Raw genomic sequence first — 17,193 nt, forward strand, 5'->3', positions numbered from 1 at the left:
TCATGCTAGGGCTGCGCGTGGAGCCCGTCGAACGCGATGGTGATGACGTCGTCGGCCAGCTTTTCGGGGGAGAGCGAGCCGCCCGGTTTGTACCATTCGACGATCGAGTTGATGGTGCCAAACAGCAGCCGGGTCACCGTGCGGGGGTCGATGTCCTGGCGCAGCGAGCCCTCATCGCGGGCGGCGGAGATGAGCGCGGCCACCTTGTGGTCGAAGGCGCGCCGCCGCTCCAGGGCGTCCCGTTCGATCTCCGTGTTGCCCCGGAGGCGCAGTAGCAGCGTGACAAACGGCAACCGTTCCACCAGTACGGCCACCGTCTGGCGGAGCACGAATTCAAGCCGTGCGTCGGCGGCGCCGGACTTCGCCTCGGGCCGCTCCAGGATGGCCTCCAGCCCACCCAAAGCGTGGTCCAGGGCGAGCTTGAGGAGATCGCCTTTGGACGGCACGTGGTGGTAGATCGCTGATTTGGAGATGCCCAGGTTCTCGGCGAGGATGCCCATGGACGTGGCGTCATAGCCGTGCCGGTTGAAAACGTCGACGGCGATGAGCAGGACCGACTGCTGGTCGTAGCCGGGCCGGCCGCGTTTGGCGGGGGCTTCGGGGCTGGATACTTCGCTGGTGCTGGGCATAGTGGCTAGTTTCTCATGAACGGTCGGTCAGTCTCGTGAGGTGGAGGCGGCGCGGCCAGGAGCTGCGCCGCCCATCTGGGCCCTAGCCCTTCGGCCGCAGGTCGTAGATCCGGCGCAGCTTGCCGTTGGAACGCTCCAGCGATCCCGGCTCCACCACGTCCACGGCGCACGAAGAACCCACGTGGATCTTGATCTGCTCCTTCAAGGCGCGTGCCGCCGTCGCACTTTGTTCGAGTGTCACGGCGTCACGGCGCTCGATCCGGACCGTCAGCTGGTCCATCCGCTGGCCCTCTGGACGGGTGAGTTCGAGCTGGAAGTGCGGGCTGAGTTCCGGGATCCGCAGCGCGATTTCCTCAATCTGGGACGGAAACAGGTTCACGCCGCGGAGGATGATCATGTCGTCGCTGCGGCCAGTGATGCGGCCCATCCTGCGGTGCGCGGGGCGGGCGGTGCCGGGCAGAAGCCGTGTGAGGTCCTTAGTGCGGTACCGGATGATCGGCAGTGCTTCCTTGGTCAGCGAGGTGAACACGAGTTCGCCATGTTCACCGTCGCCCAGCACGTTTTCCTTGCCCACCGCGGGGTTGAAGGCGTCGATGATTTCGGGGCGGAAGTGGTCCTCCCAGATGTGGCTGCCGTCCTGCGTCTCCACGGCCTCGCCGGCGACGCCCGGGCCCATCACTTCGGACAACCCGTAGATGTCGCAGGCCTTGATGTTCATGGTGACTTCGAGCTCGTGCCGCATCTCTTCCGTCCACGGCTCAGCGCCGAGGACTGCGTACTTGAGCGACGTGGAGGCGGGGTCGATGCCCATGTGTGCCATGGCGTCGGCGATGGTCAGCAGGTACGTGGGCGTGGCCAGGATGGCATCGGGCTGGAAATCCTGGATGAGCTGGATCTGGCGTTCGGTCTGGCCGCCGGACATGGGGATCACCGTGCAGCCGAGCGCTTCGGCGCCGGCGTGGGCGCCCAGGCCGCCGGTGAACAGGCCATAGCCGTACGCGTTGTGGACCTTCATGCCGGGGCGGACGCCGGAGGCGCGCAGCGAGCGGGCCACGAGTTTGGCCCAGTCGGCCAGGTCCTGCTTGGTGTAGCCGACGACGGTGGGCCGGCCGGTGGTGCCGGAGCTGGCGTGCACGCGGGCCACTTCAGTCTGCGGCACCGCGAACATGCCGAAGGGGTACTCGGCGCGCAGGTCTTCCTTGGTGGTGAAGGGGAAGTTGCCGAGGTCGGCCAGCTCGCGCAGGTCAGTGGGGTGGATGCCCGCGTCGTCGAACTTGCGCTTGTACAGCGGTACGCGGTCGTAGGCGTAGGCCACGGTGTGCTTCAGGCGGCTGAGCTGGAGCGCCTCGAGTTCGTCGCGGGAGATGGTTTCCTCGCGGTCCAGGACGGCGTCGGTGGTTGTGGTTGCCTGTGGCATGGGGGTTTCCGGAGCGTGGAGGGTCATGGGTTTCCTACTTCTTGGGGATGGTGCGGCTGCGTCCGCGGAACTCGGCGATGAGTTCACCAAACGGCTGGGGATCGGGCTGCGTGGCGGCGTCGGCTGCGAAGATCTGGATGTCGTAGAGCCCGCTGCGGCCCGCGCTCGAGCGGCGGTCGGCGACGGCGGTGATCACTTGGCCGCGGTAGGCCGGCTTGAGGAAGTTGATGTCGACGCCGGCAGCAACGGTGATGCTGTCCGCGTCGCCGGGGCCGGGGTTCACGGGGTTGCAGGCGAGGGCGAAGGCGGTGTCGGCGAAGGCGAAGATCATTCCGCCGTGGGCCATGCCGAACCCGTTGAGCATTTCCTGCCGGAGCGTCATGCGGATGGTGGCGTGGCCGTCGCTGAGGGCGAGGACCTTGATGCCCATCCATTCGGAGGCGTAGTCGTTTTCCAGGATGGGGTGGGTTGCCCCGGAGAGTGTTGCTTCAGCCATGCGTCATTGCCTCCAGCTTTATTTACCGAATGTTCATTAGGTAATCCCATGGAGGGGGTCGGTGTCAAGAGTGGGGCGGTTGCGGTCGTCCCAACTGGGTAGCAGCAGATGTCGTTTTGGGGCGTCAAAACGACATCTGCTGCTACCCAGTTGGGCGGGCACGGAGCAATCGGTGCCGGACGGGGTGCCCGGTGCGGCGCCGGGAGGTGACAGGATGGGAAGACCTGCACCAGCCAAAGCAAAGGGCGGACCATGGCCAAAGGCATCTACGTCAGCGCAACCACTCCGGGGTCGGGCAAGTCGCTCGTGGCCCTGGGCTTGGCGGACACGCTGCACCGGCACGCGGACAGGATCGGCTTCTTCAAACCCGTGGTCCATGGCCCGGACGCGGCAGACGATCCGATGGTGGCCTTGATGAAGTCCCGCTTCCAGCTCGATGACGACCGGTGCCGCGCCGGCCTCACCGGCGCCGAAGTCCGGGCCCTCCTGGCCGAAGGGAAGCGAGCCGACATCGATGCGCGCTGCGTGGAAATCTTCGCCGAAATGTCCCGTCACTGCGATGTGGTGATAGTGGAAGGCACCGACCTCACCGGCCAGGATGCCGCCGTCGAATTTGACCTCAATGCGCGCCTGGCCAACAACCTGGCTGCCCCCGTGGTGGCTGTGGTGGGCGCGAAGGGCCTGAGCGTCGCCGAGGCGGCGGCCGCCGTCGAGGTGGCCCGCAAGGAATTGTCCGCGGAAAGGTGCGTGCTGCTGGCCATCATGGTGAACCGTGCGGACCCGGACCTGGTGGACTCGATCGCAGCCGAGGTGAAGCTGGGGGCATCCGGCCGTCCGGTGTACGTCCTTCCGGAGCTCGAGGAAATCGCCCGGCCCACCACGGGCGAGGTGGCCACGGCCCTCGGTGTCCGGCAGATCGCCGGCCGCGCCGACATGGAGCGCGACGTGAAGGACATCAAGGTGGCGGCCATGAACGTGGGCAACTTCCTGAATGTGCTGGACGAAGGCGCGCTGGTGATTGTGCCGGGCGACCGGGCGGATGTGATGGTGGCATGCCTCGCCTCGTCCTTCTCTCCCGAGTTCCCAGTGCCCTCCGCGCTCATTCTCACGGGCGGGCTCGCGCCGGACGCCAACATCTATCCGCTGCTGGCGCAGGCTCCGTTCCCCGTCTTTGCCTCGGTGGAGGACACCTACACCACGGCCCGGCGGGTCTCCGAGGTCCGCAGCGAAATCTGGTCCGGGCACAGCCGCAAGGTCGCTTCCGCCCTGGGACTCTGGTCCCGCCGCGTAGATGAGGCCGAACTGGTGGAGCGCCTCCACCTGCCCCGGGCCGAGCGGATGACCCCACTGCGCTTCCTGCACGACCTCATCGAACGCGCCCGGTCACAGCGCCGGCATGTGGTGCTGCCGGAGGGAACCGACGTGCGGATCCTCCGTGCCGCCGAGATCCTGCACCGCCGCGACGTTTGCGACCTCACAGTGCTCGGCCCCGAACCGGAGGTCCGCGAACTGGCCGCCGCCCGCGGCATCGACCTGTCCGGCATCAACATCGTTGACCCGGCCACCTCGGACCTGCGCCAGAAGTTCGCCGAAAAGTACGCGGAACTGCGCGCGCACAAGGGCGTGGACCTGGCGAAGGCGCTGGAAATCATGCAGGACGTCAGCTACTTCGGCACCATGATGGTCCAACTCGGAGTGGTGGACGGCATGGTGTCCGGTGCAGCCCACACCACGGCCCACACCATCCGGCCTGCCCTGGAGTTCGTGAAGACGCGCGAGGGCGTCAAGATTGTGTCCTCCGTGTTCCTGATGCTCATGCCGGACCGGGTACTGGTGTACGGCGATTGTGCGGTAAACCCTGACCCTAACGTGGAGCAGTTGGCGGACATCGCCCTCGCTTCGGCTGAAACAGCCGCGCAATTCGGGGTGGAGCCGCGGGTGGCGATGCTGTCCTACTCCACCGGCGGATCCGGGTCCGGGGAGGCCGTAGACGAAGTCCGGCAGGCCACAGAACTGGTGCGGGAGCGCCGCCCGGACCTCGCCGTCGAAGGCCCCATCCAGTACGACGCAGCCGTGGACGCCTCGATTGCGGAGTCCAAGATGCCCGGTTCCTCGGTGGCCGGGCAGGCCACCGTGTTCATTTTCCCGGACCTCAACACCGGCAACAACACATATAAGGCTGTGCAGCAAAGCTCCGGAGCGGTGGCTGTGGGGCCAGTCTTGCAGGGGCTGCGGAAGCCGGTTAACGACCTCTCCCGCGGCTGCACGGTGGAGGACATCGTCAACACCGTCGCCATCACGGCCATCCAGGCGCAGGCTCCGGTTCCAGCCACGGTTTAGGCGCCCGCTTCCTGGGTTAACGCACGACGGCGGCACTCACGTGAGTGCCGCCGTCGAGCGTTATTGGCTAACTGTTTTCGGGCTTGGCGAAGCTTTCTGGGTCCTCCTGCTTGGCGGGCTCGTCGGACAGCCCTGAGGGCGTGAGGTCCAGGTCCTCCAGATCCTTGGGGGGCTCGGGTGCTTCCCCCACCTCTTCCGCCTTGACCTTCCCGGTGTCGTCCAGCGCCGGATTCGCGCCTTCGACGCCGGTGGGATCCTTCGTGCCTGCACCCGTAGTGCTGGTGGCATCAGGCTCGTCGTTGTCGGGCTGAGTGGTGCCGTTCGTCATGGAAGTCCCTCTCTGCGTGGTGCTGCCTGTCCGCCGACTCTAGGCGCCTGCCGCCACGAACGCAACGGCAGGCGCGGGGTGAGTCGGGCTGTGGACTCAGCCCTGACGGGCCTTCATGCGCGGGTTCTTTTTGTTGATCACAAAGGTGCGGCCCCGCCGCCGGACGACCTGGGCGCCGGGGATCTTCTTCAGCGCGCGGAGTGAGTTTCTGACCTTCATGGTGGGCTCCTTCTGATTGGGTGGGGCTGGTAAGTCGAGGGATTGGAAGTCAGTTCGAGTGCGGTGCCAGGTTCCCTGACGGATCAAGCTGGAACGGGTCGGGCAACCCTGCGAAACCGGCGTCCATTTCGGCGTCCGTGAGTTCGCAGCCCGAGAGCAGCCCGGCGATTTCGGCCGCATTGATTCCGTCGCCGGTCGCTGCGATTACGCTGCAGCGGTCACCGTGCTCCGGGTGCCAGTCCAAGTGGGCGTCCACATAGTTCATGGGATCGGGCTTTGCCCCTGCATTCTGGTCTGCCAGCCACGGGCCGGTGTTCTCCAGCCAGACGCGGGGGCCGATGCCTTGGATGGCGATCCTGCAGCGGGGCGCGGCGGCGATCCACAAGCGGCCGCGCAGCCAGCAGCAGCCTTCCGCCAGGGATGTCAGGGCGTCCCGGAACCGTTCCGGGTGCAGCGGCCGCTCGGCCCGGTGCGTGACGGTGGTGAAGGGCGACGCCGAGACGGCGGCCGGGATCCGCACGGAACCTGGAAGTGTCCTGCACAGTGCCTCCTGGTAGTCGTGGCGGCCGGGGCGGATTTCGCCGGGGTCCGCAACCACGTCCGCATGCGGTGCCAACTCCTGGATCAGTTGGACGCCGCGGCGGCGAACAGCAGGGTCCACCGGAACAAGGGCGGGTTCGGCCAGCAGGACGGTGTCGTTGAAGCTCAGCTCGCCCACCAGGAACTCACCGGGCGTCCGGTGGTCCTCGGGGACCGGGGTGAATCCGGACTCGAACAGTGTGTGGCGGTCCCAAAGATGGTCCTCCAGCGTGTCCGGCGCGCAGGCCAGGACAGCGGAATCGATGGTGACGCTTTCGGGCAGCCCGCGCCGTAGCGCTCCGATGGCCGCTTCGGATGACACCGCCGGTGGGAGCCCGATGATCACGCACTCTTCGCCGCGCTCCAGCAGCCTTTCCACCGTGGGAACCACGTCCAGCCGGACAGTGCAGCTCAGGCAGCCGTGCTCCAAATGCGTCTCGTCGCGTTCCAGAAGCCCTGCCGGGCTGAACACCCGGCGGATGACCAGGCCGTTTTCCAGAAGGTCGTGGAGGACCACCACGGCCCGGGGATTTGCGGCCGCGGCGGCTTCGCAGGCCTGCTGGCGGCACAGGGCGTCGAGGGAGCTGATCACAGTGAGATGCATGCGATCAGTCTAATGAGAATCATTCTCAAATACAAACCGCGCGAGCAGCTCTGTACCTGGACAAAAACTCGAAGGAGGGGGTGTTCGGGAAGCTAAGGTAGTTGAACCGTCAGGTGCAACCGCCACAGCAAGGCTCAGGAGGCCCCTATGCTCGTGCTCGTCATCAATTCCGGCTCGTCCTCGCTCAAGTACCAGGTCCGCGATGTCGCGGCCGGCAGCGTTCTGGCGGAGGGGCTGATTGAAAAGATCGGCATGGGCAACGGCGGCGATGGAGACGGCGAGATCGAGGGCCCGCGCGACCACGCCGAGGCGCTGGAGCAGGTGGACGCCGCCATCCACCAGGAACTCGGCGACCTCGAACTTGCGGCGGTCGGACACCGCGTGGTGCATGGCGGGGAGCGCTTCGCCGAGCCCGTGCTGATCGACAACGAGATCACCCGTGCCATTGAGCGGCTCAACCCGCTGGCGCCGTTGCACAATCCGGCCAACGTCCTGGGCATCCGCGCCATCACCAAGAAGTGGCCGGACCTGCCGCAGGTTGCCGTGTTCGACACCGCCTTCCACCGCACCTTGCCCGAGCACGCCTGGCGCTACGCCGTTCCGGACGAGCTCTACACCAACCATGGCATCCGCCGCTACGGCTTTCACGGCACCTCGCACGAATACGTGACGCACCAGGCTGCCGCGCTCCTTGGCCTCCCCTTGGAAGAGTTCGACGGCGTCATCGCCCACCTGGGGAACGGCGCTTCCGTCACTGCGATCCGGGGCGGCAAGTCCGTGGATACATCCATGGGCTTCACCCCGCTGGAGGGCCTCGTGATGGGCACCCGCTCGGGAGACCTCGACCCCTCCATCCTGGTGTTCCTCGGCAGGGCAGGCTGGAACCCGGAGGACATCGACACCATGCTCAACCGCGAATCGGGCCTGAAGGGCCTCGCTGGCAACAACGACATGCGCTCGGTGGTGGAAGCTTCCGAGGCCGGCGACGCCAGGGCTGAGACGGCGCTCGCGGTCACGTCCTACCGGCTGGCAAAGTACATCGGCGGGTACCACGTGGCCGTCGGAGGCGCCAAGGCGCTCGTGTTCACGGCCGGAATCGGCGAGAACTCACATCAGTTCCGGGCCCTGGTGGCGGAGAAGCTGGGTGCGCTGGGCGTAGAGCTCGACGCCGGCCTGAACAGCCAGCGGTCCAAGGAACCACGGGTGATTTCCACGGCGGAGTCCGCGATTCCGGTGCTGGTGGTTCCCACTGACGAGGAGCGCGCCATCGCGGAGGCGACTGCCGCCGTCGTACGCCCTGCCGGCTGAGCGCAGCATGCTGGACATCACCCTGCCCCTTCGGACCGAGAGGCTGGTCCTGCGCCGCTTCGACGGTTCCGACCTGGACGCCTTCCACGCCTACCATTCCCTGCCGGAGACGGCCCGGTTCCTCCCGGGGCCGGCCAAAACGTACACCCAGTCCATGGAGCGGGTGGGCAGGTACGCCAACTTCGTCTTTGAAAAGGAAGGGGACTGGGTGTGCCTGGCCATCGAGGCCAAGGGCCAGCCCGGCCTGATGGGTGAAGTGGTGCTCAAATGGCTGCCAGGCCGAGGACAGGCAGAGGTGGGCTGGACGCTTGCGCCGGCAGCGCGGGGCAAGGGCTATGGCACCGAAGCGGCCGCGGCCGTGATGGAGCTGGGGTTCGAGGAGCTGGGATTCCACCGGATCGAGGCGCGCCTGGATGAACTCAATACGGCGTCGGCCAGCCTGTGCGAACGGCTTGGCATGCGGCTTGAAGCCCGCTTCGTGGACAAGTGGCATTACAAGGGCCAGTGGGCCACCGAAGTGGTCTACGCCGTCCTGGCCATCGAGTGGCGCGCCACCCGGTCCCGGTGAGTCCTTCCGGGCCGGGCACTTTGTGTTCACTGCCTGTTTCAGGGCCGGATGCCTCCTTCCCCTACTCTCTCGGCAGTAAGGCGGCGCGATCCTGAGGCCGCCACCCTGACGAGAGGTAGCGATGACTTCAAGCATTAACCAGCCCAAACTCAGCCGTCGGGCGGCCCTGGCGGCTGCCGGAACACTGGGGGCACTGGGAATCACCATATCCGCTGCTGCGGCAAGCGTGGCGGCACCTGGCACGAAGGCGCCGAAGCCCACCCTTGCCTTCCGCCCGGAAGGCAAGTTCAAGGTTGTTCAGTTCAACGACACCCAGGACGATGAACAGACGGACCGTCGCACCATCGAACTCATGGACCGGACCCTGGACGCGGAAAAGCCGGACTTTGTGGTGATCAACGGCGATGTCATCAACGGTGGCTGCGACACCGAACTGGACGTCAAACAGGCACTCAACCACGTGGTCAGGCCCATGGAGAGCCGGCAGATTCCGTGGGCAGTCACCTTCGGCAACCATGACGAAGATTCCGCCCAGCAGACAGGAATGACTGAAGCCAAGATGCTTCAGTTCCTCCAGAGCTACCAGTACAACGTCAATGCCGACTCCACTCCGGGCCTGACCGGTACGTCCAACTCGCAGCTCCTGATTCAATCCTCCCGCTCAAATGCTCCGGCTTTCGGACTGTGGCTCATCGACACCGGCCGGTACGCCCCGGACGCCATCAACGGCCAGGACTTTGAGGGCTACCCGGACTGGGACTGGGTGCGCATGGACCAGGTCAACTGGTACCGGAACCAGTCCATCGCCACAGAGCAGAAATACGGTGCGAAAATTCCATCCCTCATGTGGGGCCACATCGCCCTGCACGAGCACCGCAACATGTGGTTTGCCAGCCTGGACTCCCGGACGGAGGCGGACCACGCCCGGGCCGTGGCGAAGCACAACATTGTCGGCGAGCGGAACGAGGATGAGTGCCCCGGACCCATCAACTCTGGCTTGTTCAACGCCTTCCTTGAACGCGGGGACGTGCTCGGCTACTTTGTGGGGCACGACCACGTCAACACATACGTCGGCAACTACTACGGGGTTCAGCTCGGCTACGCACCGGGAACGGGATTCGGCGCCTACGGACTGCCGGGCGCGGAGCGGAACCGCCTCCGCGGTGCGCGCGTCTTCGAACTGGACGAAAACCACCCCGGAATCTACAAGGACACTCGACTTGTCTTCGCGAGCGATTTTGGCATCGACCTGACGGCCAACGACCAACCGATTGTCCCGCTCCCGCTCGATCCGGCGCAAAGCTAACGCCGACGCGTCGCTAGTGGTTGGGCTTGTCGGGCTCCGGGCTGGGCAAGCCGGGTTCGACAAGCTCAACTGCAGATCTGTGCTTAGGCCCGGCCCTTGAGGATCAGGTTCCAGTAGACGCGAGGGAAAACATCGCGGTCCACCACCCAGGAGGCACGGCTTTCCTTCCACGTGGGCACCCTGGGGACGGAGGGCATCGGCCGGTAGTCGGCGTCGAACTCGGCGAACACCACCGTGGAGCGGGACACCGTGAACGGGCAGACCGCGTAGCCGTTGTATTTTTCCGTCAGCGGCGCTCCTCTGCGTGCCGCCACCAGATTCTTCGCAAGGACCCTGGTCTGCTTGCGCAGCGCGCCGCCGCACTTGGAATTGGTGGTGCCCGCAGCGTCGCCGAGCGACCAGACGTTGGGATAGCGCACATGCCGGAGGGTTTCCGGATCCACCTGCACGAAGCCGCCCTCATCGCCCGGGGCTGGCAAGTCCGTGGCCTTGAGCCAGTCCGGCGCCGACTGCGGCGGGACCGCGTTCAGCACGTCATAGCGGAGTTCCTCCGTGGTGCCGGCGGCGTTGTCCCTGATCAGCGCCACCTGTCCCGCCGGATCAACCGAAGCCAACTCGCTGTTCAGGCGCAGCTCGATGCCATATTCGGCGATCTTTCGGTTCAGTTCCTCATCTACGCCTTCAACGCCAAACACGGTGGGGTACGGCTGGACCATGACTACGCGGATGTCACCGAGGACTCCGTGTTCTTTCCAGTAGTCGCATGCCAGGTACATGGGTTTCTGGGCTGCGCCCGCGCATTTGGCCGGTCCAGACGGCATGGTGAACACGGCAGTCCCTGACTTGAGGCTGCTGAGCAGTGTCCAGGCTTTGGGCGCCAGCTCGAACTCGTAGTGCGAGGCGCCGTGCGGGGAGTGGACCGCGGCCGCGAGTCCGGGCACCCTGTCCCAGTCCAGCTGCAGCCCGGGGCACACCACCAGGTGGCCGTAGGTGATCTCGTCGCCCGAAGCCAACGCCACGGTGGTGTCCGCCGCGTTGATGCCTGTGGCCCCGTCCCGAATCCATTCGACGCCCGGCGGGATGACTGAAGACTGCGCCCGGATCGCCTCACTCGCCTTCGCCCGTCCGCCCGCGATGTGGGAGAACAAAGGTTGGTAAAGGTGGTGGTCTTTGGGTTCGACGACGGCGATGTCAGTGACGCCGTAACGGTGCAGTCGTGCCGCCAGGGAAATGCCGGCGTTGCCGCCGCCAATGATGAGGACGTCGTGGTGCCTGGTGTTCACAGGACGATTCCTTTCCTGGAAAGGCGGGCGCCACCACGTGGCCACCCGCCGTTGCAGCCGGTTAGGCTTCGACCCTACCGGGACGATTCCGGGGCGGGAACCCTTCGGGCCCCTGGCCCTTGACGCGCTCCGGCCGCCGGGCCACACTGGCGCTGTGCCTAGCTGCCGGCCAAGCCGGGCTGGCAACAGGTGTGTCCAAGGAGCGCTCGCCATGCCCGTCGTCGAAGACAGCGTATACATCTCCCGTCCGCCGCAGGACGTCTTCAATTTTGTGTCGAAGAACGAAAACATTCCGGTATGGGATTCGTCGGTCCTGCACGCGGAAACCATCGGCGGTGTTCCCGAAGGCCTGGGCACCCGCGCCCAGGGCACCAGCAAGGTTGTGGGCAGGAAATTCGACTGGACCGCTGAGATTACGGAGTACCAGCCGCCCAGCCGCATTGTGTCCCGGTCGGTGGATGGGCAGCTCGAGTTCACCATCACCACCACCCTGGAACCCGAAGGCGACGGGACCCGGCTCAATTACCGGATCGACGCGGCTTCCGGCCTGGGCGGCATTTTCGGGAAACTTGCCGACCGCCTGGTGGAAAAAGCCCAGGCCAGGACGGTCCGCGCCAACCTTGAGACGTTGGCGGAACTGCTGGCCGAGCATCCCGAACTGGGCCGCAGCGACGCCTGACCGGGGCCGCTAGGAATACTTCAGGCCGGCCCCCGGCAGCAGTTCCGTGGCGCCCAGGGAATCGGCGATGAACGCGTAGTCCCACGCTCGTTCACGCCACTGGACGTACCGGCCGGAGGCGCCGCCATGGCCGCCGTCCATCTCGATCTTCATCACGATGGGCTCAGTGCCGGTGGTCTTGTTGCGCAGTTCCTGGACCCACTTGGCCGGCTCCACGTACAGGACGCGGGTGTCGTTGAAGGACGTCACCGCGGCCACCTTGGGGTAGGCCACGTCGCGCACGTTCTCGTAAGGGGAGTACGACCTCATGTAGGCGTACACTTCAGGGTCCGTGATGGGGTTGCCCCACTCCTCCCACTCCAGGGCCGACAGCGGAAGTTCGGGGTCCAGGATGGTGTTGAGGGCGTCCACAAAGGGCACCTGCGCCACCACAGCGGCATATTTTTCCGGCGCCAGGTTGGCCACAGCTCCCACCAGCAAGCCGCCCGCCGAACCGCCCAGCGCCGCGATGCGGGACGGGTCCACCCAGCCAGAGCCGGCCAGCCAGTCGGTAGCGTCCACGAAGTCAGTGAAGGTGTTCATCTTCGTGAGTTTCTTGCCGTCCTCGTACCAGTGCCTGCCCAGTTCGCCGCCGCCGCGGACGTGCGCAATCACAAACACGATGCCGCGGTCCAGCAGCGACAGCCGTGCGATGCCAAAGCCCGGATCCATGCTCAACTCATAGGACCCGTACCCGTAGACCAAGCCAGCCGCCGTCGAATCCTGCTTGATGTCCTTGTGCCGCAGCAGGGACAGCGGGATCCTGGTGCCGTCGGTGGCGGTGGCCCATTCGCGGGTGGCGACGTAGTCGTTGCCGTCGTAGCCGCCCAGCACCGGGCTTTCCTTGCGCAGCAGCAGTTCGCCCGCGGGCTGCGCCGGGGTGGGCAGTACAAAGTCGTACACGCGCGAGGGCGTGAAGTAGGACGTGTACCCCAGACGGATGACCGGGGCCTCGTAGTCCGAACCGCCGACGCCGGCCGTGTACAGCTCTTCGTCGAACGCGGGCTCCACAGGGTCTTCCTGCGCCGGTGTCCCCAGGCCCGCCAGCCCCATCACCTGGACGCGTTCGATGGTGTCTTTGCGGATGGAGACGATGAGGTGGGTCGAGGTGACGCCCGCGCCATTGACGCGGACGTCGTCGGAATGCTCGACGACGGTGCTCCAGTGCTGCTCGGCCAGCGGCTTGGCGAGCTCGGCGGGGTCAACCAGCGAAACCATGGAGTTGACGGCGTTCCGGTTGTGGGTGATGACGATGCGCTCTTGCTTTTCGCCGTCAGGGCCGGTGAGCAGGAACGGCTCTGCCTCGTAGAGCACGTGTTCGTCGCGGGAGATCACGGTGGTGAGTGTCGCCGTCGGGTCATCAAAGCGCAGCAGCCGCGTTTCGCTGTATTCGGAGCAGCCGATTCCCAGCACGAGGTGACGCCTGTCAGAGGAGAGCTCAAAGCCCAGCCACATGGCGACGTCGTCCTCCTGGTAAATCACCTCATCGTCGGCGACGGGCGTGCCGAGGACATGGGATTTGACCTGGTACGGGCGCCACGCATCGTCCACCACGGTGTAGAAGATGCGGGTGCCGTCGGGCGAGAAGCTGACGCCGTAGAAGATGTTCTCGATGACGTCGGGCAGGAGTTCTCCGGTGCGGAGATCCTTGATCCGGAGGGTGAAGCGCTCGTCGCCCGCGTTATCCACAGCGTAGGCGTAGAGGTTCCCATCGACGGTGACGGCCGAGCCGCCCACGGAGAAGAATGGCTTGCCTTCGGCTTCAATGTTGCAGTCCAGCAGCACCTCTTCGCCGGGAATTTCGACGCCGGCCTCCACTGCGGGGGGAGTCCAGTCCGCCACGGGGTTACCGGTGTCCTGGGCGCGGACGCGGCACTGGATGCCGTATTCCTTGCCTTCAACCGAGCGGCTGAAATACCACCAGCCGTCCTTCCGGTTCGGGACAGACAAGTCTGTCTCCTGCGTGCGGCCCTTGATTTCCTGGAAGATGGCCTCGCGCAGCGGCTCCTGGTGCGCAGTGATGGCTTCCTGGTAGGCGTTCTCTGCCTTTAGGTGCTCAATGACCTCGGGGGATTCCTTCTCACGCAGCCACTCGTAGTTGTCCACGAACGTGTGGCCGTGGTGCGTCCGCTCAATCGGCACCTTCTTGGCAACTGGCGGCGTAAGCGAAGTGGTAGCGGAATCCTGCAGCGGAGTCTGGGTCATTCCTTCAATATATAGACCCCTCCGGGCAATGGGGCGGCCCGTTCGCTACCGGGGGAGCGCCCCGCCCAGTTGCCCTATCACCTTTGGTCGCTCTGGGCCCCAAATGGGGACCAAAAGTGATAGAGCAACTGGCTTCTGGAGGGGACAGGGTGGCGGGCGTATCCTGAAACGGCAAAGGCACACCCGCCACGCGTGAGAGGGGAATCAAATGACCATCCCGCCAGTGCACGAACCTGAGCCATTCCCGCCGGAACCCGGCCCGGACCCCATGAACCCTGACCCCACTTCGCCGGGCCATCCCGGTCCCGCCAGGCCCAGTCCTGTGCCGTCGCCGGAGCCTCCTGGCCCGCTGCCGGTGCCGGATCCGGGACCCGCACCGCTGCGCCCGGATCCCACCCGGAGCTAAGTTACCCGTCGGAACCCCTTGTATTGGGTCGCAACCCAGTGCTAAAACGGCAGTACCGGGAGGATCCGAACGCGTTGTATATCTGCCTCTTCTGGGCGATTTGCCACTAAGGAACGCCACAGCGCCAGATAGCGCATCGGCAGTTGCGGGTGATCCCCTCCGATAATGATGGCCCCCGGCATTGCGCCGGGGGCCATCCCTATGCCCGGACGCCCACTCCTCGAAGCCGGGAAATTTAGGAAAAATTCTTGCCCCAAGTGCTTGCGACTGCTTCCGGCTGGTGCTATAAAAAATCTATATCAGCGAATATAGATCTCGCTGGTATGGATATGTTGGACCATCTCTCAAGAGGAGGTAGCCATGTTGATGCGAACCGATCCATTCCGCGAGCTGGACAGGCTGGCCCAGCAAGTCCTCGGTACGGCAGCACGCCCGGCGGCAATGCCCATGGATGCGTGGCGGGAGGACCAGGAATTCGTGGTGGCCTTTGACCTGCCCGGAGTCGACCTGGACTCGGTAGACCTGGACGTGGAGCGGAATGTCCTGACAGTGAAGGCAGAGCGGCCCGACCCGACCGGCAAAGACACCGAACTGATCGCCGCCGAGCGCCCGCGCGGTGTCTTCAGCCGCCAGCTGATCCTCGGAGATACCTTGGACGCGGATAACGTCAAGGCATCGTACGACGCCGGTGTCCTGACGCTGCGGATTCCGGTCACCGAAAAGGCCAAGCCGCGCAAGATTGCGATTGAAACCAAGGAGGCCAAGCACGAGATAGCCGCCTAGGTTCACCGATGGCCCGGGAGGTCCGGCCCGCTTAATGTTGACTGCCTTTTTGGGGCGATTAGCCATTCTGTGCACGCCACAGCGCCAGACAGCGCACCGGCAGCGAGCGGCCGCATCTCCCGCAACGATGGCCCCCGGCATTGCGCCGGGGGCCATCCCATGTGCCTGTGCTACGTGGCGAGTTCGACCATCAGTGCGGGCAGTTCGTCGGCGAGTTCGCGGGCCAGGAAGCCCAGCGGTCCCAGCCTGCTGGCAAGGCGGTCCGCGGCAGCAGCATGGAGGTGGCTGCCCCAGCAGGCTGCTTGGGCATCGCTGGTTCCGCGGGCGCGCAGCCCGGCGATGGCACCGGCCAGGACGTCTCCGCTGCCGGATGTCCCCAGCCCGCCGTAACCGGTGGTGATCTCCCACAGGTCGGGACCCTCCGGCGTATCGGCTTCCCCTTGCCTGCCCACAGGCCGGGCCACAAATCCCTGGCAGCTGACCACCGCCTGGTATCGTGCCGCGATGGATGCCACGGCAGGTTCCAGTTCGTCCAGGTCCCGGCCCAGCAGGATTTCGGCCTCGTGAGGGTTCGGGGTCAGGATCAGCCGGCCCCGCCACGGATCCAGGGAATCTTCCAGCCGGGGCAGGCATCCCAGCGCATAGGCGTCCAGGATGATGGTCGCGTCGCCGCTGACCAGGCCGCGGCCTGCGACGCCGTCGGCATCCTGGTCCAGCAGTGTCCGGAGGAGCTCCTCGGTGAGGTCGATGTCGTCCAGCCCGGGGCCGATCAGGACGGCATCGGCGCCGCCAAGCTCGGAAAGGATGGGCTCCAACCCGGATCCCAACACGGACCCCCGTGCCGTCTCGGGAAGTCCCGTGACGCCTGCTTCGGGAAGGGCCACCGCCAGCTGCATGGCCACGGATTCGGCCACTGCCATGGTCAGCCTTCCGGCGCCGGCCCGGAGCGCGGCAGTGCCGGCCAGCAGCGCGGCGCCGGGGGTGGCCCGGGCGCCGCCGATCACCATGACGGCGCCGCGCGAATACTTGTCCTCACCGGCGGACGGCAGCGGCCAGGCGCGCAGCAGCGAAGGCGTGACCGGCGTGGCCCGCGAACCGTTGGAGCCCGGACCATCAGCCCGCGAACGGTTCGCCCGGGACCCGTTGGCTTCCGAAGCCGGCCCCTGGCCGCCCTGCCCCTTACCGCCGCGGGTGGACACTGGCATCCCCGGCATGTTCGGTGACTTCGACGCCCTGGGCGGTGAGGTGGTCCGCCACATTGAAGCTTTCCAGCGTCCACGGACCCTGTCCCTCGGGGCGGACGTAGCGCGTAATGGACGCGTTCAGGACCGAGGTGCTTGCGGCGAGATCCAGGATTTCTGCTTCGCTCATGCCTTCGAGGATGTAGCGGAAGAGCAGGACCACGGCGTCGTGGCACACCAGGATCACCCGGTGCCCGCTGCCCAGGTTGTTCAGTTCGCTGAGCACGGAGCGCAGCCGAAGGGCCACATCGGCCCAGGACTCGCCGCCCGGCGGACGGTAGTAGAACTTGCCCAGCCACAGCCGGCGCTCGGCCTCATCCGGATGCCACCGGTCCACGCCCTGCCGGGTGAGCATGTCCAGGATGCCCAGTTCACGGTCCCGGAGCCTCTCGTCGGTGCGGACCTTGACCGGCCAGCCAGCGGTTTCCACCGCGATCTCCGCCGTCTGCCTGGCCCGGACATAGGGGGAGGCCACTACGGCGTCGGCCCGGCGGTCCTCGGGAGTTGTGCCCAGCGCCCTGCCTAGGGCGAGTGCCTGGTCCTGGCCGGTGGAGGAGAGTCCGACGTCGGCGTCCCGGGCCGGAACCTCAATGATGTCGGCGCCGGCCAGGCCCGCCTTCGTCGCGGCAACGTTGCCTTCGCTTTCGCCGTGCCGGATCAGGACGAGCTCCACGGCACCGGCCTCCCGCACCGCCTGCGTCATTCCGCTGTTCTCCACGACCAACACCCCGTCCAGTACTCGTAATGCCTGCTGACCGCCGGA

Annotated in this window: 16 protein-coding genes; 6 read left to right on the top strand and 10 right to left on the bottom strand. The window is 66.0% G+C overall.

Translation table 11 applies throughout. From position 1 onward, the window contains the following. Positions 1-5: 5 nt before the first annotated feature. From V9L18_RS05205 to V9L18_RS05215, 3 genes are all read right to left on the bottom strand, one after another. A complete protein-coding gene (locus tag V9L18_RS05205) occupies positions 6-629 on the bottom strand; it encodes a TetR/AcrR family transcriptional regulator (protein WP_337346106.1) in 624 nt (207 codons plus the stop codon). 82 nt (positions 630-711) lie between these two features. Beyond that, positions 712-2,073: a phenylacetate--CoA ligase PaaK gene (gene paaK, locus V9L18_RS05210; protein ID WP_337346107.1), complete on the bottom strand. Its 1,362-nt coding sequence runs from the start codon at positions 2,071-2,073 to the stop codon at positions 712-714. 7 nt (positions 2,074-2,080) lie between these two features. Further along, entirely contained in the window at positions 2,081-2,542 is a 462-nt protein-coding gene (locus V9L18_RS05215) for a hotdog fold thioesterase (RefSeq protein ID WP_337346108.1), read from the bottom strand. 252 nt (positions 2,543-2,794) lie between these two features. On the opposite strand from V9L18_RS05215, the gene pta reads away from it, so the two are divergent. Continuing rightward, complete coding sequence (gene pta / locus V9L18_RS05220) at positions 2,795-4,882, top strand: phosphate acetyltransferase (RefSeq protein WP_337346109.1); 2,088 nt, start codon at positions 2,795-2,797, stop codon at positions 4,880-4,882. Between the two features lie 67 nt (positions 4,883-4,949). Here pta and V9L18_RS05225 read toward each other — a convergent pair whose 3' ends face one another. The 3 genes from V9L18_RS05225 to V9L18_RS05235 all read right to left on the bottom strand — a co-directional run bounded on the left by V9L18_RS05225 (position 4,950) and on the right by V9L18_RS05235 (position 6,612). Then, entirely contained in the window at positions 4,950-5,210 is a 261-nt protein-coding gene (locus V9L18_RS05225) for a hypothetical protein (protein WP_337346110.1), read from the bottom strand. Positions 5,211-5,306: 96 nt separating this feature from the next. Continuing rightward, positions 5,307-5,429 carry a type B 50S ribosomal protein L36 gene (ykgO, locus tag V9L18_RS05230; protein ID WP_133409460.1) on the bottom strand — a complete coding sequence of 41 codons (123 nt, stop codon included), beginning with the start codon at positions 5,427-5,429 and terminating at the stop codon, positions 5,307-5,309. Positions 5,430-5,478: 49 nt separating this feature from the next. Further along, the gene (locus V9L18_RS05235; RefSeq protein ID WP_337346111.1) at positions 5,479-6,612 is read right to left on the bottom strand and encodes a GTP-binding protein; all 1,134 of its coding nucleotides are present in this window, start codon (positions 6,610-6,612) and stop codon (positions 5,479-5,481) included. A 147-nt stretch (positions 6,613-6,759) separates the two neighbouring features. Here V9L18_RS05235 and V9L18_RS05240 point away from each other — a divergent pair, with 147 nt between their 5' ends. From V9L18_RS05240 to V9L18_RS05250, 3 genes are all read left to right on the top strand, one after another. Further along, positions 6,760-7,920 (top strand): acetate kinase, encoded by a 1,161-nt coding sequence (locus V9L18_RS05240; RefSeq protein ID WP_337346112.1) that lies wholly within the window; start codon positions 6,760-6,762, stop codon positions 7,918-7,920. A 7-nt stretch (positions 7,921-7,927) separates the two neighbouring features. After that, positions 7,928-8,488, top strand: coding sequence for a GNAT family N-acetyltransferase (locus tag V9L18_RS05245; protein WP_337346113.1), 561 nt, complete (start codon positions 7,928-7,930; stop codon positions 8,486-8,488). Between the two features lie 121 nt (positions 8,489-8,609). After that, complete coding sequence (locus V9L18_RS05250) at positions 8,610-9,794, top strand: metallophosphoesterase family protein (protein ID WP_337346114.1); 1,185 nt, start codon at positions 8,610-8,612, stop codon at positions 9,792-9,794. An 83-nt stretch (positions 9,795-9,877) separates the two neighbouring features. Here V9L18_RS05250 and V9L18_RS05255 read toward each other — a convergent pair whose 3' ends face one another. Next, positions 9,878-11,077: an NAD(P)/FAD-dependent oxidoreductase gene (locus tag V9L18_RS05255; protein WP_337346115.1), complete on the bottom strand. Its 1,200-nt coding sequence runs from the start codon at positions 11,075-11,077 to the stop codon at positions 9,878-9,880. Positions 11,078-11,288: 211 nt separating this feature from the next. On the opposite strand from V9L18_RS05255, the gene V9L18_RS05260 reads away from it, so the two are divergent. Then, a complete protein-coding gene (locus V9L18_RS05260) occupies positions 11,289-11,756 on the top strand; it encodes an SRPBCC family protein (protein ID WP_337346116.1) in 468 nt (155 codons plus the stop codon). 9 nt (positions 11,757-11,765) lie between these two features. Here V9L18_RS05260 and V9L18_RS05265 read toward each other — a convergent pair whose 3' ends face one another. After that, entirely contained in the window at positions 11,766-14,000 is a 2,235-nt protein-coding gene (locus V9L18_RS05265) for a S9 family peptidase (RefSeq protein WP_337346117.1), read from the bottom strand. 766 nt (positions 14,001-14,766) lie between these two features. Between V9L18_RS05265 and V9L18_RS05270 the strand changes: the two genes are divergently transcribed. After that, complete coding sequence (locus tag V9L18_RS05270; protein ID WP_337346118.1) at positions 14,767-15,189, top strand: Hsp20/alpha crystallin family protein; 423 nt, start codon at positions 14,767-14,769, stop codon at positions 15,187-15,189. Positions 15,190-15,359: 170 nt separating this feature from the next. Here the strand turns inward: V9L18_RS05270 and V9L18_RS05275 are convergent, their stop codons facing one another. Further along, on the bottom strand, positions 15,360-16,394 hold the full coding sequence (locus V9L18_RS05275) for an NAD(P)H-hydrate dehydratase (RefSeq protein WP_337346119.1): 1,035 nt from the start codon (positions 16,392-16,394) through the stop codon (positions 15,360-15,362). Next, on the bottom strand, positions 16,369-17,133 hold the full coding sequence (locus tag V9L18_RS05280) for a histidine phosphatase family protein (protein ID WP_337346284.1): 765 nt from the start codon (positions 17,131-17,133) through the stop codon (positions 16,369-16,371). The genes V9L18_RS05275 and V9L18_RS05280 overlap by 26 nt, the downstream gene beginning before the upstream one ends. Between the last annotated feature and the right edge of the window lie 60 nt (positions 17,134-17,193).

The organism is Pseudarthrobacter sp. CCNWLW217, assembly GCF_037203985.1.
Lineage (GTDB): Bacteria > Actinomycetota > Actinomycetes > Actinomycetales > Micrococcaceae > Arthrobacter.